The 21,794-nt window shown below is 60.2% G+C and carries 19 protein-coding genes and 1 tRNA gene; 11 read left to right on the top strand and 9 right to left on the bottom strand.

Going from position 1 to position 21,794, the window contains the following annotated elements; translation table 11 throughout:
* Positions 1–2 precede the first annotated feature (2 nt).
* Genes AC06FD_RS06780 through AC06FD_RS06770 form a run of 3 tightly spaced genes read left to right on the top strand, consistent with a single transcriptional unit; the run spans position 3 to position 3,425 of the window.
* Complete coding sequence (locus tag AC06FD_RS06780; protein WP_259210037.1) at positions 3–959, top strand: DUF58 domain-containing protein; 957 nt, start codon at positions 3–5, stop codon at positions 957–959.
* Complete coding sequence (locus tag AC06FD_RS06775; protein ID WP_478077396.1) at positions 952–2,901, top strand: transglutaminase TgpA family protein; 1,950 nt, start codon at positions 952–954, stop codon at positions 2,899–2,901. Before AC06FD_RS06780 ends, AC06FD_RS06775 begins: the two co-directional genes overlap by 8 nt.
* On the top strand, positions 2,898–3,425 hold the full coding sequence (locus AC06FD_RS06770) for a Slp family lipoprotein (RefSeq protein WP_259210035.1): 528 nt from the start codon (positions 2,898–2,900) through the stop codon (positions 3,423–3,425). The genes AC06FD_RS06775 and AC06FD_RS06770 overlap by 4 nt, the downstream gene beginning before the upstream one ends.
* A 276-nt stretch (positions 3,426–3,701) precedes the next feature.
* Here AC06FD_RS06770 and AC06FD_RS06765 read toward each other — a convergent pair whose 3' ends face one another.
* From AC06FD_RS06765 to dnaX, 4 genes are all read right to left on the bottom strand, one after another.
* Complete coding sequence (locus AC06FD_RS06765) at positions 3,702–4,061, bottom strand: histidine triad nucleotide-binding protein (RefSeq protein ID WP_259210034.1); 360 nt, start codon at positions 4,059–4,061, stop codon at positions 3,702–3,704.
* Positions 4,062–4,161: 100 nt separating this feature from the next.
* On the bottom strand, positions 4,162–4,761 hold the full coding sequence (recR, locus tag AC06FD_RS06760) for a recombination mediator RecR (protein ID WP_478077395.1): 600 nt from the start codon (positions 4,759–4,761) through the stop codon (positions 4,162–4,164).
* 97 nt (positions 4,762–4,858) lie between these two features.
* Entirely contained in the window at positions 4,859–5,179 is a 321-nt protein-coding gene (locus AC06FD_RS06755; protein WP_259210031.1) for a YbaB/EbfC family nucleoid-associated protein, read from the bottom strand.
* A 6-nt stretch (positions 5,180–5,185) separates the two neighbouring features.
* A complete protein-coding gene (gene dnaX / locus AC06FD_RS06750) occupies positions 5,186–7,129 on the bottom strand; it encodes a DNA polymerase III subunit gamma/tau (RefSeq protein ID WP_478077394.1) in 1,944 nt (647 codons plus the stop codon).
* A 136-nt stretch (positions 7,130–7,265) separates the two neighbouring features.
* Between dnaX and AC06FD_RS06745 the strand changes: the two genes are divergently transcribed.
* Together AC06FD_RS06745 and AC06FD_RS06740 are read left to right on the top strand one after the other, a co-directional pair.
* Positions 7,266–7,358, top strand: a tRNA-Ser gene (locus AC06FD_RS06745).
* Positions 7,359–7,440: 82 nt separating this feature from the next.
* Positions 7,441–8,865 carry a DUF6538 domain-containing protein gene (locus AC06FD_RS06740; RefSeq protein ID WP_478077393.1) on the top strand — a complete coding sequence of 475 codons (1,425 nt, stop codon included), beginning with the start codon at positions 7,441–7,443 and terminating at the stop codon, positions 8,863–8,865.
* A 495-nt stretch (positions 8,866–9,360) separates the two neighbouring features.
* On the opposite strand, the gene AC06FD_RS06735 is transcribed toward AC06FD_RS06740, so the two are convergent.
* Positions 9,361–10,926 carry a MobA/MobL family protein gene (locus AC06FD_RS06735; protein ID WP_478077392.1) on the bottom strand — a complete coding sequence of 522 codons (1,566 nt, stop codon included), beginning with the start codon at positions 10,924–10,926 and terminating at the stop codon, positions 9,361–9,363.
* A gap of 317 nt (positions 10,927–11,243) precedes the next feature.
* Between AC06FD_RS06735 and AC06FD_RS06730 the strand changes: the two genes are divergently transcribed.
* Positions 11,244–13,070, top strand: a complete 1,827-nt coding sequence (locus tag AC06FD_RS06730; RefSeq protein WP_241874602.1) for an ATP-binding protein — start codon at positions 11,244–11,246, stop codon at positions 13,068–13,070.
* A 105-nt stretch (positions 13,071–13,175) separates the two neighbouring features.
* Here the strand turns inward: AC06FD_RS06730 and AC06FD_RS06725 are convergent, their stop codons facing one another.
* The 3 genes from AC06FD_RS06725 to AC06FD_RS06715 are packed head-to-tail and all read right to left on the bottom strand — an operon-like array spanning position 13,176 to position 14,204.
* Positions 13,176–13,394: a hypothetical protein gene (locus AC06FD_RS06725; protein WP_478077391.1), complete on the bottom strand. Its 219-nt coding sequence runs from the start codon at positions 13,392–13,394 to the stop codon at positions 13,176–13,178.
* Positions 13,395–13,432: 38 nt separating this feature from the next.
* Positions 13,433–13,732 (bottom strand): hypothetical protein, encoded by a 300-nt coding sequence (locus AC06FD_RS06720; RefSeq protein ID WP_478077390.1) that lies wholly within the window; start codon positions 13,730–13,732, stop codon positions 13,433–13,435.
* A gap of 13 nt (positions 13,733–13,745) precedes the next feature.
* Complete coding sequence (locus AC06FD_RS06715) at positions 13,746–14,204, bottom strand: hypothetical protein (protein ID WP_478077389.1); 459 nt, start codon at positions 14,202–14,204, stop codon at positions 13,746–13,748.
* A gap of 117 nt (positions 14,205–14,321) precedes the next feature.
* Between AC06FD_RS06715 and AC06FD_RS06710 the strand changes: the two genes are divergently transcribed.
* Positions 14,322–14,669: a helix-turn-helix domain-containing protein gene (locus AC06FD_RS06710; protein WP_478077757.1), complete on the top strand. Its 348-nt coding sequence runs from the start codon at positions 14,322–14,324 to the stop codon at positions 14,667–14,669.
* Between the two features lie 526 nt (positions 14,670–15,195).
* Complete coding sequence (locus tag AC06FD_RS06705; RefSeq protein ID WP_478077388.1) at positions 15,196–17,397, top strand: hypothetical protein; 2,202 nt, start codon at positions 15,196–15,198, stop codon at positions 17,395–17,397.
* Positions 17,398–17,468: 71 nt separating this feature from the next.
* Here AC06FD_RS06705 and AC06FD_RS06700 read toward each other — a convergent pair whose 3' ends face one another.
* Complete coding sequence (locus AC06FD_RS06700) at positions 17,469–17,858, bottom strand: H-NS histone family protein (protein WP_074726082.1); 390 nt, start codon at positions 17,856–17,858, stop codon at positions 17,469–17,471.
* Positions 17,859–18,382: 524 nt separating this feature from the next.
* On the opposite strand from AC06FD_RS06700, the gene AC06FD_RS06695 reads away from it, so the two are divergent.
* The 3 genes from AC06FD_RS06695 to AC06FD_RS06685 all read left to right on the top strand — a co-directional run bounded on the left by AC06FD_RS06695 (position 18,383) and on the right by AC06FD_RS06685 (position 21,613).
* Entirely contained in the window at positions 18,383–19,780 is a 1,398-nt protein-coding gene (locus AC06FD_RS06695) for a site-specific integrase (RefSeq protein WP_478077387.1), read from the top strand.
* A 154-nt stretch (positions 19,781–19,934) separates the two neighbouring features.
* Positions 19,935–20,762 carry an HNH endonuclease gene (locus AC06FD_RS06690; RefSeq protein WP_478077386.1) on the top strand — a complete coding sequence of 276 codons (828 nt, stop codon included), beginning with the start codon at positions 19,935–19,937 and terminating at the stop codon, positions 20,760–20,762.
* An 80-nt stretch (positions 20,763–20,842) separates the two neighbouring features.
* Positions 20,843–21,613, top strand: coding sequence for an NYN domain-containing protein (locus AC06FD_RS06685; RefSeq protein WP_478077384.1), 771 nt, complete (start codon positions 20,843–20,845; stop codon positions 21,611–21,613).
* The last annotated feature ends 181 nt before the right edge of the window (positions 21,614–21,794 follow it).

The raw sequence follows: 21,794 nt of genomic DNA, 5'->3' as shown, positions 1-21,794 counted from the left end.
CGATGCGTCGCGGCTGGGGAGACCGCTGGCGGACACTGCAGTTGTTGGCGCGACCGCGCCGACCGGAGACGTTGCCGCGTCGCCTGGACCGGCGCCGGATCTATGTGCTGCCCACCCGGTTCGGCCTGTTCGTGGCGACGCTGCTGGGCGCGATGCTGCTGGGTGCGCTGAACTACAACAACAACCCGGCCATGCTGCTGGCGTTGTTGCTGGCCACCGTGGCGATCGCCAGCACCATCAGCGCGCACCTGCAGTTGTCCGGCCTGCGCATCGACGCGGTCTCGGCCGAACCGGTGCATGCCGGCGTGCCGATGCGGCTGCGGATCATCCTGTCGCGCCCGGATGCGCGCGCGCGGCGTGGGCTGGAAGTGGCCCATGCCGAGGCGACCACCTTTGGCCACCTGATCGACAGCGACCAGATCGAAGTGGACCTGGCACTGCCCACCGTCCGCCGTGGCTGGCTGGACCTGGACCGCATCCGGATCTCCACCACCCAGCCGCTCGGCCTGGTGCGCGCCTGGTCGTGGGTGTGGCCCGATGCCCCGCTGCTGGTCTATGCCGCACCGGCCACCCAGGCACCCCCGCTGCCGGAAAGCGGCGGTGACCCGTTGCATACCCGCGTGCACGCCAGTGGCGACGAACTGCACCAGCTGCGCCCGTATCGCGCCGGCGACCCGCAACGCAGCATCGCCTGGAAGCACTCGGCGCGGCGCGACACCCTGCTGGTGCGCGAGTATGAAAAGCCGGTTGGCATGGATGTACTGCTCGACTGGCGGCAGGTGTCCACGCTGCCGGTGGAAACGCGGATCGCGCGGCTGGCGCGCTGGGTCGACATGGCCGAACGCGATGGCCGCCGCTATACGCTGCTGCTGCCCGGGCAACCCGCACTGGGGCCCGGCAATGGCAGTGCCCACCACCACCTTTGCCAACGCGCACTGGCGCTGATGCCGCATGGCTGAGCCGACCTCGCCCCTCCTGAGTCCGAGCGCGCGCCACTGGACACTGGCCAGCGCCGCCCTGGGCCTGGTGCCGCTGCTGCTGCAGTTGCCCGACCTGCTGGCCGCGATCATCGCGCTGGTCGCGGTCCTCATCGCGCTGGTCTCGCGCCAGCGCGTGCTGCCGGCTCCCCTGCGCCTGCTGCTGGTGCTGGGCATGCTGGCCGCGATCTATTGGCAGATGGGCGCCCGTCCCGGCCGCGATACCGGCTGCGCGCTGCTGGCGGCGATGCTGGCGCTCAAGTCCAGCGAACTGCGCAGCCTGCGCGATGCCCGCAGCCTGCTCGGCTTTGCGTTGTTCTCACCGTTCGCGGCCTTCCTGCTCGACCAGGGGCCGTCCACCATGGCGCTGGCGGTGCTGGCCGCGCTGACGGCGCTGCTCACCCTGCAGCGGCTGGCGCAGGCCGAAGGCCAGGCGCCTACGCCACCCCTCGGCGGGCAGATCCGCGGCGTGGGCCGGCTGATCGCCCTCGGCCTGCCGCTGGCGCTGGCCGGTTTCTGGCTGTTCCCGCGGCTGAGCGAGCCGCTCTGGGGCATCCCGGAACGCGCGGTCGGCAAGCCAGGACTGTCCGATCAGATGGAGCCGGGCCAATGGCTGGACCTGATGGCCGATGACAGCCCGGCGCTGCGCGTGCAGTTTTTCGGCCCCGTGCCGACACCCCAGCAGCGTTACTGGCGCGGCCCGGTGATGACCTACTTCGACGGCCGGGTGTGGGAACAGGACCGCAGCGCGCTCGGACGCGCGCCGCCGGAGGTCACCCACGGCGCAACGCGCTGGGACTATCAGATCGACTACGAACCCACCGACCGTCGGCAACTCGTCGCCCTGGACCTGCCTATGCAGGCGCCCCCCGGCAGCGAGCTGGGCGCCGACCACAGCCTGCGCAGCCAGGCCAGCCTGACCGCCCTCACCCGCTGGCGGATGCAGTCCGCGCCGGCCACCGGCTACGTCGAGGATCTCTCGCCCTATCAACGGCGCCGGGCATTGCAGTTGCCGCAGGGGTTCAACCCGCGCACGGCCACGTTGGCCCACCAGTGGCGCAGTGAGGCCGGTAACGACGACGAGGCGATCGTGCGCCGTGCCATGGCGTGGATCCGCGCGCGTTTCGCCTACACCCTGAGCACGCCGCTGCCCGGGCGTGATGGCGTGGACGAGTTCCTGTTCGACCAGCAGGCCGGTTTCTGCCAGCACTTCAGCTCGGCGTTCGTGGTGCTCATGCGCAACGCCGGCATTCCCGCCCGGGTGGTGACCGGCTTTGCCGGCGGCACCCGCAACCGCTACGGCGACTACTGGGTGGTTCGGCGCATGGATGCCCACGCCTGGGCCGAGGTCTGGCTGCCCGGGCGTGGCTGGGTGCGGGTGGACCCGACTGCCGCCGTGGCGCCCGAGCGCATCTACGACACTCTGGAAGATCGCCTTCAGGTCGGTGGCGATGCCACCCTGGAAAGCCGCTGGGTGCAACTGGGCCAGGCCAGCGACTGGCTGCGTCGCGGCTGGAACGACCTGGTGCTGTCCTTCAACGCCACCCGCCAGCAGCAACTGCTGCGGCCCTTCGGCGTGGACAAACTGGAGCCGGCGCAGTTGATTGGCGTTTTCACCCTCTTCGCACTGGTCGCGCTAGGGTGGATGGCGTGGCTGCTGGCCCGCGGCGAACGCGAGCGCGACCCCCTGCTGCGCGCCTGGCATCGGATGGGCCAGCGTTACGCCAGGCTGGGCCTGGCCCGTGACCACGCCGAACCGGCGGGCCATTGGGCCCGGCGCGTGCACCAGCAACGTCCCGACCCGGCGCTGCTGTCACTCAGCAGCCGTTTCGTTCTCGCGCGCTACGCTGGCGCGGACGTCGACCTCACTTCATTATTGCGCGACCTGCGCAGGCATCGCCCGTCCTCCGGAGCATCCCCATGAAGATCCAGATTCTGCTTCCCCTCGCCGCTTCCCTGGCGCTGGCCGCCTGCGCGACCGCACCCAAACCGCTGCAAGGCCAGTTCAGCATGGTCAGCCCGCGCGATGCGGTGCCGACCCAGCAGGTGGGCACGCCGGTTCGTTGGGGCGGGCGCATCATCGAGACCAACCCGGGCCAGGGCCAGACCTGCTTCCAGCTGATCTCGCGCCCGCTCAACGGCAGCGGCCGCCCGAGCACCACCTCGGCCGACGCCAGCGACGGTCGCTTCATCGCCTGCCGCGCTGGGTTCTATGATCCGGCCGTGTTCGAGCCGGGCCGCGACGTGACCTTCATCGGCAAGATCGCCGGGTACGAGAGCACCCGTATCGGCGAGTACGACTACCGCCTGCCCAAGCTGGAGGCCGACGTCATCTACCTGTGGCCGGAAGTGCGCCAGGTCGATGTGGTGCCCGCTTACCCGTACGGCCCGTGGGGCCCGCCGGGCTGGGGCCCGGGTTGGGGCTACCGCGGCTGGGGCTGGTGGTAACCACCTAGCGGCCGACCGTTGGTCGGTATGCGTTGAAAGAAAAAGCCGCCGTCGTGCGGCTTTTTCTTTGCGCGCGGTAGAGCCACGCCATGCGTGGCTGCTTTTGGATCCGGCGCTGCGTGCAGCCCGATCCGGCGATGCGTGCAGCCACCCATGGGGTGGATCTACCTCATCCGGCGATGCGTGCAGCCACCCGTGGGGTGGCTCTACCGGATCCGACTTTACGTGCAGCCACCCATGGGGTGGCTCTACGCGGGGGCGTCGTGGTTGGGTGCTTCAGGCGTTGGGCGTGCCGAAGTGCCCCAGGGGGGCGCCGGCCAGCAGGTGCAGGTGGATGTGGAATACGGTCTGCCCGGCATGCTCGCGGCAGTTCATCACGATCCGGTAGCCGTCCTGGGCGAAGCCTTCGCGGCGGGCGTACTCGGCGGCGGCCAGCGCCAGCTTGCCGATCAGGTGCGCCTGCGAAGGCTGCACGTCATCAAGGGTCGGGATCGCCTCGTTCTTCGGGATGAACAACACGTGCACCGGCGCCTGCGGCGCGATGTCCTTGAAGGCGAGCACGTCCTCGTCCTCATAGACGATGGTGGCGGGGATTTCGCGGCGGATGATCTTGCCGAACAGGGTGTCTTGGCTCATGGGGCACCAGTTGGAACAGGGCCTTGGAGCTTAGCGCGGATGAGGGCCTCGGTCCTCGGGAAGCCGGCCGACGCGCGGCGCCGGCGCGTCGGCGCTGCGGTCATTCCTGGATTTCGGTGCGGGTGCCGAACGCGTGCGACAGCGTGCCGCGGTCCACGTACTCCAGCTCGCCGCCCAGCGGCAGGCCCTGGGCCAGCCGGCTGGGTCGCACCGCGTGCGCGCGCGCCAGTTGCGCCAGGTAATGCGCCGTGGCCTCGCCTTCCACGGTGGCGCTGGTGGCGATGATCAACTCCTGCACCTCGCCCTGCTTCAGGCGTGCCTCAAGCTGGTCCAAGCCGAGCTCGCGCGGGCCCACCCCATCCAGCGGCGACAAGCGCCCCTGCAGCACGAAGTACACCCCGCGGAACCCCGTCGCATGCTCGATCGCCAGGCGGTCGGCCGGCGACTCCACCGCGCACAGCTGCTGGCGTTCGCGGCTGCCGTTGGCACACACCGCGCAGATCTCGGTCTCGCTGAAATCGCGGCACTGCGCACAGTGACCGATACGCTCGATCGCCTTGGCCAGGACCTCAGCCAGCTTCTGCCCACCCTCGCGTTCGCGCTCGAGCACGTGGTAGGCCATGCGCTGGGCAGTCTTCTGCCCCACGCCCGGCAGCACGCGGAAGGCCTCGATCAGTTGTTCGAGCAGGGGCAGGCTCATGGCGGTGGGCTCATCTCGGAAACAAGCGCGCGAAGCCCGGGGGCTTCGCGTCGCGGTTGCCAGCGGGGCGGCGGGCAGGCCCACCGCGCGCACGGGCTCAGAACGGCAGCTTCATGCCCGGCGGCAGCTGCATGCCGGCGGTGGCCGACCCCATGCGGTTCTTGGACTCCGCATCGATCTTGTTGGACGCATCGTTGAACGCCGCGGCCACCAGGTCTTCGGTCATTTCCGCATCGGCCAGGATCGACGGATCGATCCGCACCTTGCGGCATTCCTTGGCACCGGTCAGGGTCACGCTGACCATGCCGCCGCCCGCGCTGCCGGTGACTTCCAGCTTGGCGAGTTCTTCCTGGGCCTTCTGCAGGTTTTCCTGCATCTTCTGGGCCTGCTGCATCAATTGAGCGATGTTGCCGCGCATGTCGTGTTACTCATCAAAAGGACGGATGGAATCGGCCACGACCCGCGCACCGTGCTGCTGGACCAGCATCTGCACTTGCGGGTCGGCCATGAAGGCGGTTTCTGCCGCCTGTTGCCGCTCGCCACGCTGGCGGTCGGAACGCTGGTGCAGCGTTTCGGCCTCGGCGTTGCCGTGTTCGATCACGATCCGCGGGGTCTGCCCCAGCGGCCCGGACAGCGCATCGGTCAGCGCTGCCAGCGAACGATCTGAACACAGGTACTCAAATCCGGGCGATACCGCCAGTTTCAAGACACCGTGTTGGAAACTGATGAACGCCGCATGCGCGGCCAACTGTCGCGACGGCCCGTTGAGCTGGCTCTGGGCGACCAGTTCCAGCCAGGCCTCCGGCGAGGACAGCGTGATCGGCATAGCGGCAGGCGCGGCCGCCGGGGCCGGCGCGGCGGACGGGGTGATGGCGATGCCCTGCGGGCGCGGCGCGGCGACGGGGGCGGCAACCGCGACCGGCGGCGGGGCCGGACGGGACGGCGGCGCCTCCCACGGCGCGACCATGGCCGCGTCGGGGCTGGCCATTTCCGCGGCCAGCGCCTCGTCACGCTCCTCCGCCCCGGTCGGGTGCCACGGCGGCGGATCGTCTTCCGGTGCGGGTTCAGGCGCCGGTGCGGGCGCCGGCCGCGCGACCTCGGCAGGCGCCGGCGGCGCCACCGATGGAGCGGCGACCGCAACCGGCGCGGCGATGACCGGCGCAGGCACGGCGACGGCCGCGGCCACTGCGGCAGGTGCCGCGGCCATGCCACTGCCCTGCACGCTGCCTGCGGTTCCACTGCCCACGTCCATGCCAGTGCCCGGATCGCGCGGCACCGGCGGCACGGCGGCGGCCGGGCGGAAGGCCAGCATACGCAGCACGGCCATTTCAAAGCCCGCACGCGGGCTCGGGGCCAGGTACAGGTCGCGACGGCCGCTGAGCGCCATCTGGTACCAGAGCTGCACCACTTCCGGGCGCAGGCGCTGGGCAAAGGCGGCGGCATCGATCCCCTCGCCATCGGCCTGCGCGCCCGGCACCAGCTGCTGCACCTGGATGCGGTGCAGGGCTTCGGCCAGCGCCTCGAGCACGCCACTCCAGTCCGGCGAGAATTCAGCCAGCGCGGCCACCACCTGCAGCAGGCGCACGCCATCGCCATCGGCCAGGGCCTCCAGCATGGCGGCCACCTGGGTGCGGTCGATCGTGCCCAGCATGGTGCGCACCACGTCTTCACGCAGCGCGCCGCCGGCATAGGCGATGGCCTGGTCGAGCAGCGACAGGCCGTCGCGCAGGCTGCCGTCGGCGGCCTTGGCCAGCTGCACGATCGCGGTCGGGTCGGACTCGATTTCCTCGGCGGCCAGGATCCGGGTCATCTGGCCCTGGATCTGGTCCTCGTCCAGCCGCTTCAGGTTGAACTGCAGGCAGCGCGAGAGCACCGTCACCGGCAGCTTCTGCGGGTCGGTGGTGGCGAGCAGGAACTTCACGTGTTCCGGCGGCTCTTCCAGCGTCTTCAGCAGCGCATTGAAGGCCGCCTTGGACAGCATGTGCACTTCGTCGATCAGGTAGACCTTGTACTTGCCGCGCGAGGGCATGTACTGGGCGTTCTCGATCACCTCGCGGACATCGTCCACGCCGGTATTGGACGCGGCATCGATCTCGAGCAGGTCGATGTAGCGCCCGGCGTCGATGTCCAGGCAGGCCGGGCACTGGCCGCACGGGTCGGCGCTGGTGCCCTGCTCGCAATTCAGCGACTTGGCGAAAATGCGCGCGATGGTGGTCTTGCCCACCCCGCGGGTGCCGGTAAACAGGAACGCATGGTGCACCCGGCCGCTGTCCAGCGCATTGCTGAGCGCACGGACCACGTGTTCCTGGCCCACCAGCTCGGCAAAACGCTTCGGACGCCACTTGCGGGCAAGGACGAGATAGGACATCAGGCCACCGTCTTCATCGGGACGTCCATTGTGCCACGCCTGTCCAGCCCCCCTGCCCTCCGGTTCGTACCGCTTGTGCGATTGCAATTCCCCCGCTAGAATCTGCGCCCCTGCAGCGGGTTATCGCAGCAGGTCCGGAGAGGTGTCCGAGCGGTTGAAGGAGCACGCCTGGAAAGTGTGTAAGCGTCTAAACCGCGCTTCGGGGGTTCGAATCCCCCTCTCTCCGCCAGACTCTGCAAACCCCTGAGAAGTCAGGGGTTTTGCTTTTCTGGGCCCAGCAAGGGGCAGGACACAAATCGGGACACATCCCGATGAGAGTTCCCCATCACTTGATCAAGACGCCAGCGGGCTTTTCGTTCCGTCAGCGCGTGCCCGTCGATCTCCAGCCCCTTCTGGGCTGCCGAATTCTCAAGCGAAGCCTTCGAACGCGCGAAATGCGTAGCGCCCAGGCTTGCGCCCTAGTCCTGGCCGCCCGCTATGCTGAAGTCTTCAGCGCCATCAGGAAGAACGGCATGGGCGAGAAGACGGCAGAGCAATGGCTCCAGGAGCTTCGGGGACAACGGCTCCAGGACTACACCCTGGAGCGAGACGCCAACGGCTCCCTGCGTATCCAAGCGGAGCCAGGCGAAGACACCGAGGCGCTGACTCGCGCCATCGAGAGCATCGGACGGGTCAACCCTGCGTTCTTCGGCCCGGTAGCCGCAGCCCCAGCAGCCCCCTCCAAGCCGCAGCCCAGCAAGATCCTGTCGCTGATGGAAGCGCGTGATCTTTGGCTCAAGGCCATCGCCCCAGACACCATCCCCAAGACCTACAGCATCAAGAAGTCGGCGATTGACGGGTTCGTGCGCACCACCGGCCCTGACTATCCCTTGCCGAGCATCAACCGGATCGACCTGTCGAACTTCTATCAGTCACTCGCCGATGCTGGCATCTCAACCCCGACCCGAGTGAACAAACAGTCCTACCTGGGCGGCTTCTTCGACTGGTTGATTGCCGCTGGCTACTACACAGACAGCAATCCGGCCCGAAGCCATGTCTCATACGGCAATAGCGCCAAGCGAAAGCGGCGCAAGCTGGGCTTCAAGGCCTTCGACCTGAAGCAAATCAGCCTTCTCTTTGCTCCCTCGGCCTTTGCCACCTTGTCACCTGCCGCCCGCTGGGCAGCCTTGTTGGGCCTGTATACGGGTGCCCGCGCCTCTGAAGTTGGTCAGCTACTAGTGAGCGATGTGCAAACGGAGGGAGGCGTGGCCTACATCCATATTAATGACGACGGCGAGCACCAACGCCTCAAGAGCGAGGCTAGTATTCGTACTGTCCCGATCCACGCTGACCTGATGGCCCTGGGCTTCGGCGACTATGTTGCCAGCCTGCCTACCTCAAGCCGTCTCTTCCCCCAAGCGAAGGCCAATGCCGTCAATGGCGCGGGGAACTGGATCTCCAAGGCCTTTACCCGCCACCTCGCCGAGCACGGGAAGACCTGGCCCAAGGCCAAGCGCGGTTTCCATTCCCTGCGTAAGACGGTCATCCAGCAGATGCAGGGCTTCGGTGTCGCCTCAGAAATGCGCGCCCAGATCGTCGGCCACGAGCTTGATGATGAGCACCATCCCGTCTATAGCCGCGAATTCACCCCGGCAGAAAAGCTCAATGGGCTGGTCACCCCTGAATTTAAAACAGCAGGCCTGTCATCCCTGAGCTTCAATCTTGAGCTCGCTGCACTGAAGGAGTTGCTGGGATAGCGGATCTCCGCGCCGGGCAAATTACATGGAACGTCTAGGAGTATCTCTAACGGGCCAACATTGGCACTGACAAACGCCGCAACTATTGCGATCAACGCAAATGGTGGTTTTATGAAAGCTCCCCCACGTTAGGAGCTTCATATGCCCTTAGAAAGAAAGCTAGCTATCGCTAGTCGAGTGCTATGCCCTTTGATTGCCCAAGACCGGACACGAGACACGCAGGAGCGGATAGAGGACATCATCCATGCCCTCGAAATCGCCGACGAGCTGATCAACCGATGCATGCACCCCAAGCCTCCTGCTGACGACCACACGCTGAAACCTGCTGTTAGGGTCAGAGAAGCCGTGGTAGAACGCGACCAGGTACAGCTCAGCGACATGATTTCAGAACGCCGTGGCGCAGTGTCCAAGCCCACCCGGGGGCCTACCTACCATTGATGGCAACGAGAACAGAGTTCGCTAAAGCCCCGGTTCGCCGGGGCCTTCGCTTGTCTATCAGTGCAACCGGGCTCCAGGCTCTCTGGCAGGATTGATTAGGAGCAAGGGGGCAGCTGGAATGGGAGCTTCAGGAGCGTCAATGGGCGCATCCTCCACCGGATATCTCCGAAGCAACACTTCACTCCAGTTCTCCAGCTGCGACAACGACTCGCCTGTTCGACAGTTGTAGTCTTCCTGAGCCTTCGGGCCAGTGGCTTCGTGAGCGCGCTGATACTCCTCGCGCCCCAGATCAACAGCTCTGACACGGCGCGCCCGACGCCGCGACCAGTCTGAGCGATTCAAGAGGCCCGGCCTTGGGTTTTGGCTTTCGAAGTTCTCCAAGGCAAATTCTGCCTGGGCCAATACGTGCTGGGCACGGTCTTCAGCTTTCAGCCTACGCTTGAAGCGTAGAGCGTCCCGCTTCAACGTCTTCAGTCGCACGAGCAGTTCTTCCAAGTCGCCACGGAGCTTGGGCGCCGACACATGAGCGGATATCAAAGCGGCACTGTTGCGCAGCAACCTGCGCGTGAATTTGAGCCTATCTCGAAGCGCCTCAATCCACGCTTCGGCCCAGATTTCCAAGACTGCTTTCAAGGCAGGCTGGGACGCCGTAGCCCTCTGCCGCATCCGATTGTCGACCGTGATCCCACGCGGCGAGTCTTCGCCCATCGCCACACCTAGAGGGCTAACGACATGAAAAGGCGTCCGGGTCTGGATGACGGGAGTAGGTTCAACTACGCGCGGCGCGACCGGCCCAATCTGATCGGATGCGGGTTGCATCAACCTGCCCTGCTCTGCCAGGTCAGCGACGGCGCGATCCCAAGCAGCGCTGTTAGCCTGAGCAATTCCGTCATTGCCCTGCTTAAGGACTGTATCGGCGCCTCGGCGATGAAGCGCCGTCGCGTCTTTGCCCATGTGAAGTCCTGGAGCACGGGAAAGCTCCGCTGCTGTGAGCTCATCTCCTTGCTCTGCGGCCTCTGCCGCTTGGTCCTTAAGGCTACGGTGATCGACACGGGCCGAGACACCTGCAGCAGCAAGATGGGCATTGATGGCATGCCCTACCATCTGGCGAATCCATTCCACTTCCCCTCGACCTGAGGGGCCACCATCCAGCTCCCTGGTCTTGTCCTTCAACCCGTCTGCGTCCATACGCCTGGTCGTAGCAAGGATGTGCACGTGATAGTTGAGGCCATCCGCCGTTTGCGGCTCATGGATGCTTGCCTGGACTGCGAACCTGTAACGCTGGACCAGGCAGCGCGATATCTCGGCTGTCAGGTCTGAGCGCTGCTCGTTGCTCAGTTCGTGCGGCAGAGCCACCTCGAACTCACGGGCAACGGTGGCGTCTTTTCGGCGCTTCGAAGCCTCTGCCGCTGGCCAGAGCTGCCGAGGATCGAAAGCCCAATCGGGAGCGTTGTCGGGAGCGAGGCAACGGGTCTCAACGACCCCACCGCGCCTTCGGTAGTCGTGCCGAAGCCCCGTTCGCTCATCGATGATGAGCAGCCCCGCCCTGTAAGCGGCGGCGGCGGTAGATGCGTGCCCCTGGGCACGGCTGAAAGTCTTTACTCTGGTGTGATAAATGGCCATTGATGCTCCCTATTCTTGGCCCCCGCACTTGCCTTTATGCCTACGTTTTAGGCTTTGGCAAGCGCTTTTCTAGGGGGTCAAGGGGCACAGCCTCTTGCGCACGCATTGCCCGAAGGGCAATGCCTAAGTGCGCTCTTGCTTCTGACATTTGAAGCACCCTGAATCGAGTTGAGCTAGCCCCTTCTCCCCCCCTTCACCGCAAGGAGCGCGTAGGAATTTCCCTACAGAAAAAATAATCTTGCAAGTGGTAGATTTCAGACGCTACACCAAAAGCTCTCCCATGAAGTAATAGGCCATATAAATACAGGGGGTATATAGTGCGCCTGGAATCTGTCAGTGTTAAGAACTTTCGCTGCTATGAGCATGAGGTAGAGGTCAAACTATCGGATTTGACCACGCTGGTGGGAAAAAACGACATCGGCAAATCAACCTTGCTGGAAGCGCTTGAGATCTTCTTCAATAGCGACTTGATCTCAATGGAGTCCACCGACGCAAATATTCGAAGTGGCAGCACCGATGTGCAAATAACCTGTACGTTTTCGGAGCTCCCCTCAAAACTGACTTTGGACGCTGGGGCGGAAACCACATTAGCGGATGAATTTCTGCTCAATCCGCAGGGGCACCTCAAAATTCGGAAGATTTATGGATGCGCGGCGAAAAAACCGGCGACTGAAATCTTCATCATTGCCAACCACCCAACAGCTCAAAGCGTGGACAATCTCTTAGAACTGAAGGAGAGGGAGCTTCAGGCAAAAGTGAAAGAACTGAAGCTGGATGTTGCGCTCAAAGGAAATCCTGGCATGAGAAGAGCTCTGTGGGCGGCCACCCAGGATCTTGAACTAGCAGAGAAAGCAATTCCCGTCAGCAAGCCCAAAGAAGATGTGAAGCGCATTTGGGAACAGATTGAACCCCACTTGCCAATCTTTGCTCTATTTCAAAGCGACCGTAGCAGTAAAGATTCCGACGACGAAGTGCAGAGTCCAATGAAAGCGGCAGTCTCCGCAGCATTGGCAGAGGTGCAAGATGACATAGCAAGAATCCAAGCACGCGTGAGGGACAAAGCGGAAGAGATCGCCAAGCACACCCATCGTGCACTGATGACGCTCGATCCGAATCTGGCCAGCGAATTAACGCCTGAGTTCACTCCACCTACCGCAGCAAAGTGGCTCGGACTCTTTTCAGTGGGCCTTACTACTGATGATGGCATCCCACTAAACAAGCGTGGAAGTGGCGTCAGGCGGCTTGTTCTTGTTAGCTTCTTCAAAGCTGAAGCGGAAAGAAGACTGAAGACGAGTAGCCGCCGAAGCATCATCTACGCAATCGAAGAACCAGAAACAGCGCAGCATCCGAATAACCAGCGAATTCTTATCGATTCATTTAAGTCTTTAGCGGAGGATTCGGGGTGCCAAGTCATTCTTACCACGCACAGTCCTGGCTTTGCTTCAGAACTACCACAAGACAGCATTCGCTTTATCTGTCGCGATGCAGTCACAAATTGGCCAACTGTACTTAGCGGCGTGGATGTCTTCGGAATGGTCGCAGACGCACTCGGAGTGACTCCGGACAATCGAGTCAAGGTCTTGCTTTGCGTTGAGGGTCCCAATGACATATCTGCTCTCAAAGCGCTTAGCAAAGCACTGCATTCACAGGACCCAACGCTGCCAAACCTTGAAATTGACCAACGTTTTGCATTCGTCTCTCTAGGAGGCGGGACGCTTGGCCACTGGGTTAATACGAATTACCTAAAAGGACTTGGCCGTAGAGAGGCGCACATCTACGACGGCGACGTTGCAGATTACGCAAACGCGGTCACTGCGATAAATGCCAGAGAGGACGGCTCTTGGGGAGTTCAGACCAGAAAGCATGAGATGGAATGCTACCTTCATTCTGATGCTATCGAAGCGGCGTTCGGAGTTCGAGTCGAAGTGAACGATCATCCGGTCGATGGGAAGACCACACCCGTGATGTTTGCGGAGGCTTATACCGCCTATCGCGGTCTTGGCGCTCCCATGGGTGAGAAAAAGGCCAAGCAGCACCTTGCCAGAAGCGCGTTCCCTAAGATGACCGCAGCAATGCTCGATAACCGAGACCCGGCAGGTGAAGTGCGGGGATGGTTGCAAAAGCTGAGTGAGATGGCCAACTAAATTGATTCAACATGTTCGTCCGCCCCGAGCGGACGAACATGTCATATGGTTTGGAGAATGGTAGAGCGCTACTTCATGCTCAATTTCGGCTCACGCAGGCGAACGTCAGTAGAACTTTTGGGCTTGAGCGCGCCTTGAGCGGCGGCGGAGCAGCCACGGCAGCCCCCACAAAAGCAAGAGAGGCCAGAAGACAGCCTGGCCGAAGAGCATCAGCCCGAACACGGCCCCTTCAGCTGTAGTGCCCTCCTCAAACACCACGCTACAAAGCCACCACAGTGCCACGACCGTGATGAGCCAACGCACCACGTTAAAAAACATCCACATCTGAACCTCCTAGCCAGTGCTTGGTGGCGGACTTGAATTCAGCGACGATCTACGACAGTCCAAGTGCCATCGACCTTGTCGATGACGAAAGTGCCGACAAGCTGCTGTTGCTCAGTGCGAGTGCCCAGCTGATACCGCGCGGTTCCAGTGACACTGCACGCATAGCCCGGACTGTCCCCACGCACGCACTCGCCCACCTTGAGACGTTCAAAGGTCATCGTCGTGCCTGTTGCCTCTTTGAAATACGCCGTCAGCGCATTCTCAATATCGCCACTACCAGGGCCACCCGAGCAGGCGGCCAGAAGCACTGCGGCGGAAAGCGTCCAAAGCTTCTTCATGTCAGCTCCTTGATCAGTCGATAAGTAGGCAGTGACTGCCCGGATTGGTTGCAGTGCCAGGGAGCACTTCGCTATCGATCACTGCCCCGGCCTTGTTGATGACGACGATGATCTGGCTAGGCCGCGCAGATGAGTCCTCCTCACGCTCGCCGAGGTAAGCCAGCGCGATGGCGTCCTTGAAGTCGTAGACCTTGCCGAAGCCAATGACGCTATGCGCTTCGGGAGGCAACAGAACGGGCTTGCCGTCCAGCTTGATAGCGCGCTTGTAGTCCCAGCCTTCGACGGGGTCGATGCGGCCGATCCGCGTTGGGATGGGGCCGGTGGGGGGAACGGAGGCATGTCCGGTGGCCCAGATGAACTCGGAGACCTTGGGCTTCCCTCCCCCACCCGCCTTGAACTGGCCGCTCTGCAGCTGGCACGACAGGCTGGGCGCTGCCTGGGTAGAAGCAGCGAACGCCAGGAGACCCACCACTGCCCAGCACCTCATATCCATACGACAGCCTCCAGGTTCTATTTTGCGTTGAACGCAAATGACCAGCTAAGCTTATGCGGTCAAACTCTGGAGAGTCAACGTGTTTGTTTCTGCCGGATGCCCGCCCCTCAGCCCACGCCCACAGCCCTTGGTCATCGCCTACGCGCAGCACGCGTCGCCAAAGGCTGGACCCAAGCTCAGCTAGGCGAAATGCTCATGGGCGTGGATGATTCAAATACGACGGCCCCTCGGATCAGCCGATATGAACGCGGGATGCACAAGCCGGATTTGGAGACAATCGAGAAGCTAGCGGAGCTTCTAGACCTACCTGCTGCCTACTTCTTGGCGGCATCTGATGTCGTAGCTGAGGCCGTTCTGGTGCTGTCTCAGCTCAATCACAAGCGCCAAAAAGAAGCACTACAGTTCCTGAGAAAGCTCTCCGACAGGAATGACTCTTCTGAATGAACCGAGAAGCCCGCAGAAAGCCCACACTCTCAACGAAAAGCTACTCTTCATTAATTTAATAAGCCATGGCCTGCGCAAAAGAATCACTGACACCGTCGTTAGCCAAGTCACATTACTGAGGATTGCAATGAGCAGCTTAAATGTGCACAGCGTTCATTCGAAAGGAAACCTTCAAGAGGAATCTATATGGATCCAGATAACAGAGGACATAGAAAATCTTAGCTATTACCTCGTTTGTGACACCACCTATACGGACGAGAATCACATATCGAATGAGCTTCGTCATCTCTTCTGGTTTCCAAAGAAATCCGTAAAGAAAGGAGACTGGATACAGCTCGCAACTCGAAACGGCAAAAGCACAACACTTGAGAACGATCAAGGGACCACCACACACGTTTTTTACTGGAACCTTGGACGAACTGTGTGGAACAGATCCGGTGACGCAGCTTTACTTTTCGACCTTCGGACCTGGAAGGCTACAAAGGTCTAAATCAATTAGGAACGCAATCAAATCACGGAGGATACGATGGCAAAAACAAAGAAGATCAAGCCCCCGATGGGCCGAAAGCTTAGCAATGAAGCTGAAGTTACGAATTGGCTGGTCGACCTGATTGAGTCTGATAAATTACATGAGACAATTTTAGGCAAAGAGAGCATTGAGGAAGTCACTCTTGCAATTGACGACCCCTACGTAATACCGAAGTTCTCAATTGACTACGCAAGCCGACTGGCAAGCGCTAGATCATCAAATTTTGTGCTGGAACAACTCCGCAATTTGGAAATAGTTTCGATAGACAGGAGCATTTCACTAGACAAGGGTGAGGTGCTTCGACCTGACATCATTGCTTACAACCCCGAGTCGAGGGTGATAGTTCTCTTCGAAGTAAAGCGTGACAAGGGGCCGGAGCGCCAAGCCATCTCGGAGTTGGCAGGTTACGAGCATGAACTTCAGAACTTCTTCCCGTTCTTGTCCAACATGGATATCTGCTTTGTCCTAGTTGCCAAGGACTGGTCAGATCTCATGTCGCACGGGCTGGCAGGCCTCACAACTTGGGCAGGAAAGCAGTGCTTAGCGCTCAGTCTCGACTACGACGCAGTTCCTAGAGAACTTCGCTGCAAGATTGTGGAAGCCTGGAGTCTCACTGGCTCCACAACCATCCCCGACGATGCGCTTCAATGCTACGACTTAGTTCTCTATGACAAGAACGAGCAAGAATCGCTTTCAACCGACATCGAAGTTCCAAGACTCATCCAAACAGCAATTGATATGATCGCCAGAAGCGGGGACCGCATGCGATCCCATGGCTTTCTTTTGCTTTGGAGAGATATATCCCCATTCCCACTGCAATGGGTAATAACACTGTGCACCTTCGACTACGGGGTCTTCGCTTCGAGATCGTCTGCGAATGAACGCTCAAAGGTTTCTAAGATTTCCTCTTATTTCCTTGAAGAGAACGATCTATCCTATGGATCAATGCCCAAAGGAGGTTATGAAATCCCTAAGACCTCAATAGATCTGCTATCCGAAGAATATGATGTACAGATTGAGAATCACAGCAACTGGAAGCAGAAAGTTAGCGCGCATAGACTACGATCCCAACCAGTGATTTATGAATTCTGGGGCGCCCCCGGGGACTTCGCAAGAGATTTCATATCTCAGAAAAGTGTTCGCAATATTCTTCTTACGTTCTTACCACAATCCAAACTTGATTGGCGCGACCCGATAGTTGCAGTCCCGCTCATCGAATATATGACTGACAGGCCACCATTCGCCGAAGGCAAGGTATTATCTCGCGACCTGCTAGAGGCGGGAATCACCCTTGGATCGCTGGCCACGACCTGCGTCAACATGAACGCTATCCTGCAAGATTCGGAAGAATCTCGCAATAAAGAATCGTTAACAGTGTATTCGGCGCGCTTTAAATGGATCCTGCCCGAAGCAGTAGTGTTGATGGCCGAGCTAGCCCAGCTTTCACTGTCCTACGAAGATCTTGGGCCGCCGCCGCCGCTAACCAACGACTTCACCAAAGTCGAAGATCACATTGATAAAATCGTCGCGTGGGTCCACGAGGACCTAATAGGCGACGACCATGAAATACATTCGGACTCTTTCATCCTGGGCCTCAGCCTTGGGTTTGCTTACGAGTATTTCTCACAGCCGCAGACTACAGCGGGTGCGCCCAAGGAGCTTAAGGAGGCCAGCAGTAACGCAATTCATTTCTGTGAACAGACTGTACTCGTTCTAATGAAGCGTGCGGAAGATAATGAGATAGGAGATCAGGCCAAGGACGAGGCGAGAGACTATCTGCAACAGCTGGCAGCCCTTTATCCGCGCGAATTCGAGAAGAGCAGCACTAGGACAATTCTGGAGAAGCTTTCTTTTCCAGTTTTGCTCCGCGCACTTCGCCTATGTGCGGACGCAGTCGACTCTTTCCTAAATCCGGTACATCACACTCTGCGACCACTAGCAATAGTTAATGTAGACATGACCGCAATTAAGAACGGCATAGAAACTATATTTAGACGCGGAGATAGAAGGCCGGCTGTAATGATTGATTCTTCGGGTCGCTACGGAACCGGGCACCTTCCCGAAGAAGGGAAATTTCTCCCGGAACTGACAAGCACAGACAATGAGGTTTATTTCGCCGACTACAGACCCGGAGTTTCCATGATAAAGAAGGTCACCTGGGCTGAGGTGGCCGAGAAGCTATCTGCCGGTCATAAATGAGGCTTGAAGTATCCGAGCGAAAACACAGCATCCGCTAGCCAGAAGCCCCGCATCGCGGGGCTTCTGTCTTCTCAACCCGGAAACGCCGGGAACTTTTCGTTGGGATGGGAAGCCTTCCAAGTTGTGTAAGCGGAAGTCCCTTCCCAGGCAGCGAACGCACGAGGAGTTCTGCCTCGGCCGCTCCAGGTTTCGCCCGTGTGTGGGAGCCAATACTTGGGCGCGACTTCCTTCTTCACACTTCCCGCCTTCTTAGGGACATCCGTCGCCAGCATGCTTACGATCTCGGCGCGCTGCTTCGCAGAGAAGCTCTTGCCGTATTGGGACACGAGGTTGGCGACTTCTGCGAAGGCATCAGCGGCTTGTTCCTGGAGAAGCTGAACTTCCTGTTCCTCAAGCTTGCGCAGCTCTTCAGCAAGCTTGGCTTTGGCGGAGGCAATGGAATCGAGTGACGGCTTGGTCATTCTTTAAACCTGAAATTGGTAGCAAAAAGAGAGAAGGTAGCTAGGAAGCTTTGGACGCTAAGCGCCACTGCCCCATCCACCGGGAACAAGCTATACGGTCTTTTCCCCCTAGACAACCGGTCCGGACCCGAAAGGGACGCAGTCCCATCCACTCAACCTAACCGGGGTTGCCACTTGCCATAGAGCCTGGGCGAGGCGACCCAACAAAGAGAATGGAGGATGGTGATGCCCGTCGCAAATCCGAAAATATCCTGCATGCCTATTCTGTAAGAAAGCACGCTTAGGCGTAAGCACCCTCAAAATCGTACAGTACAAAAATGACTGCAAGATAGAAGCGGTCACCCAAAGAAAACCCTTGCGCCACAGCGCCTCGCAACGCACATCCCACTAATTTCCTCTAAACTTTTTCGCGCTAATTCCAACTTTTCGGCGAATGCCTAAGCAACGCGGCAACACTCTAGATCTCGTTTGACGAATCAAAGCCGGGCCTTAGCACTGCTCCCATCATCTACGGAGACAGTGCAATGCCAAAAACAGTAAAAAACTTCCTTCAAGACTTCCCTTTCAATCCCGACGCCGATGACACGCTGCACCTTAAGGGCGTCAAGATCGGACGCTTCCGGATTGATGAACTAGTCATCACCGGACGCGAAGCGGCCATCCATGCGCAAGAAATCCTCAACGCTGCAATAGAGCGCTCCCGACGCTCTCGCATCAATGCCGCAGGCACGCGCTACCTTGAGCCACTCTCCGCAGGCCACCCTGCCCGACTTCTGTCCGTAGAGATCAAGGACTACCTGGGGGACCGGGAACGCCGCTGCCTCGCACAAGAGACCATCGACTCCACGGCCCGAACCCTGCGGCTTCTCCAGATGACCTGCGGCGACATCCCGGTCTCGCGCATTGACCACCCTCACATCTACCGGCTCTGGGACCTCATGCGCTGGTCGCCCCCAGGCCTCTTCTCTGACCCCGCCTATCAACGTATCAGCTATGACGAAGCCATTGCCTGCGGCAAGGAGCTAGATGTTCCTCAGCTCGCGCCTGCAACGCTTGAACGTCATCGACGCTTCCTGGTCTCTTTCTTCAATCAACTGGTCAAGACCAAAGCCATTGACGCCTCTCCTATGGCTGCGTTCGCTGAGATCAAGAAGGACCTGGCCACCGACCCCAACAAGCCTGAGCGGCTCTTTGATGAAGACGACCTCCGCCGCATCTTCGACCCCAAGACGTTCATTCCCTGGGCGAGCAAGTATCCGCATCGATGGTGGCTTCCCATGATCGGACTCTACACAGGTGCCCGCATCAACGAAGTCGCTCAGCTGAAGGTCGCCGACATCGTCCAGGAGAGCGAGGTCTGGTGTATCCGCATCCAGAAAACTGTGGATCCTGACTTGGCGCACCGGACCAGGCTCAGGAGTCGGCAAAGCCTAAAAGGCAAGGCATCTATCCGAACGATCCCCATCCCGAAGCCCCTGTTGGACGCAGGCTTCCTGGACTTCATGGATGACATCAGAGAGTGCGGCCACCCTCGCCTCTTCCCACACCTATCCGCTGGCGTGAACCGTAAGACCGGTGAGACCAATGCTCGCTACAGCCTGGCAGCGCTTAGCCAGTTCAGCCGCTACATGAAGGACCTTGGTTTCCCCAGAGGGGTCGGGTTCCATGCATTTCGCCACACCATCGCCACAGAGCTCCACCACCAGAACGTCCCTGACGAAGACATTGCTCTGATCACAGGCCACTCTGTAAGCAAGCGCGTGCCGGTGCTTCACGAGGCCTACTTTCACAAGAAGCCCGTCGTAATGCGGAAGAAGCAGATAGAGACCTTGGAGAAATACAGGCCTGCCGTGGTGCTTCCAGTCTATGCCAAGGGGCAATTCAAGCAATGCTTGAAGGACAGAAAGAGGTTCTATCCTTAAGCATCGAAGCAGAATCAGCCCAGCCGGGAGGTAGTCCAGCCTCCACGCTGACTAGCCTTGCTACATGGGATACATTCGAGGCCTATGGGCAAGGCTAGGACGCCGCCGAACCGTGCCCCTGACATTTCTGGTCCCAGAAGGAGCTGGTAGCTAAATGGATTCAACTCGATTGCGGGCACCTGTTACCCATCGTTTCAAGCCAGTTGGCGCGTGTATCTATTGTGGTGCTACACAAGGGCGCTTGACCGAAGAGCACATCGTGCCAAAAGGCCTTGGTGGAACTCTCGTACTGCCAGATTCAAGCTGCGATCCGTGTGCAAAGCTTACGTCCCAGTTCGAAATGAGAGTGCTTCGCGGATTTTTGGATCGCGGCCGCCAGTCTTTGGGAATAAAGGGTCGAAAATCTCATCGACGGCCCGCCACGGAATCGATCAAACAGACCTTCATACGCGCCGACAATTCCTTGGTTGAACACGATCTGCCTTGGGATCAAAGCGTCAAAGTCATGCACCTCCCCGTCCTCACTCTCCCAGGCTTCCTCAACCCTAAATTTCCGCCCGATCCTTCTGCACAGGGGATAGAGGTTTCCGCCATGGATACGCTGACCATGGGACTTGGCAAAGGAGAGATAGTTCGGGAGCACGCCTCTGTAGGGATGCAGTTTCAGGACAGGATGGACATCTGGTCTTTCGTTCGGATGCTGGCCAAGATTGCTCACGGCTACCAGGTCGCGGTGCACGGTGCTTTCCCGATTGAGCAAAGCCCACTGGTGCCCATCATTCTTGGCAAGCGATGGGATGCGCGAAACTGGATTGGTTGCACAGAGCAGGATCCGCTTCCATCTGATCGTCAGTGCTTGCACCTTCTCCAAGACGTTCCATTGACGGGCGGTGATGGCTCCAGCGCTTCGATGATCCGCATCAAGCTGTTTGCCGACTATCCGAGCCCGACCTACGCCTTAGCGGCCAGACTTCAAGCCTGACACGAAAGCGTCGCCTTCCGACCAAGAGGCGCTGCGCCTGGACTTCAAGCTAGACCAGCGTAAAGACATAGGACACCTTCATGGCTCAACCGCAGGAATCGACCGTCGCAGTAATGATTGACTGCGACAACGTTGCTCCCGAAATCGTGGATTTCGCGCTCCTCATGGCGGCCCAAGCCGGGCGCGTAACGCTTCGACGGGGCTATGGCAATCGCACTACCTTAGGCAACTCTTGGCAAGAGGCCCTGGTTCGCCAGGCATTCACTCCATGCCTTCAGTTCCAATACGCAGCGAAGAAGAACACCTCCGATATCGCCCTAGCCTTGGATGCCCTGGAAGCGCTCTTCGATCAGCGTGCCGACATCTTCTGCCTGGTGACCAGCGACTCCGACTTCGCCTACCTCTGTAGGAAGCTTCGAGAGCGCGGCGCCACGGTTTTGATCGTCGGCGAAGCAAAGACCCCGGATGCTTTGCGCAATGCTTGTGATCAGTTCTTCGAGTGGTCCGCGCAAGAAGCCTCATCGCCAGAGCCGCCTGATCTTCAGGAGCCGCCGCATCCTGCTGACCACAGTAACGAAGCCAAGACCACCGCCAACGCACCGCTCCCGAAGCGTCGTCCTCGCTTCGTTATCGAGGCTGTCTCACTGCTTGCCGGCAGCACGCCAGAGGGAAAGGTAAGCCTCAACTCCTTAGGCTCCTACCTGAAGCGAGCAGATTCCGGGTTCTCCCCTGGCATCTACGGGCATTCAGGCCTTCTCAACATGGTGAAGACCTACGATCTCCTGTCGCTCAAGCAGGAAGAAAATGGGCAGTGGTCCGTAAGCTTGGCGCCTAAGCCAGACACAGCCTGACGCGAACGAGCCTTAGTGTTCTGATAGTTACCATAAAAAAGCCCTGCCAAGGCAGGGCCGCATCCACCAGATGCCATCAATTTCGCAGGGTTACTGCGTAAGGGGACCACCATCATCATCCCCCCCAGAATCCCCAGCCCCCAAAGTTGCTTTCACCCTGACCAGCGCGCCACGAACTGAC

This window comes from Stenotrophomonas sp. Steno-Z1 (genome assembly GCF_056393175.1).
The sequence above is the reverse complement of the archived record's forward strand: the minus strand, read 5'-3'. Positions and strand labels throughout refer to the sequence as shown.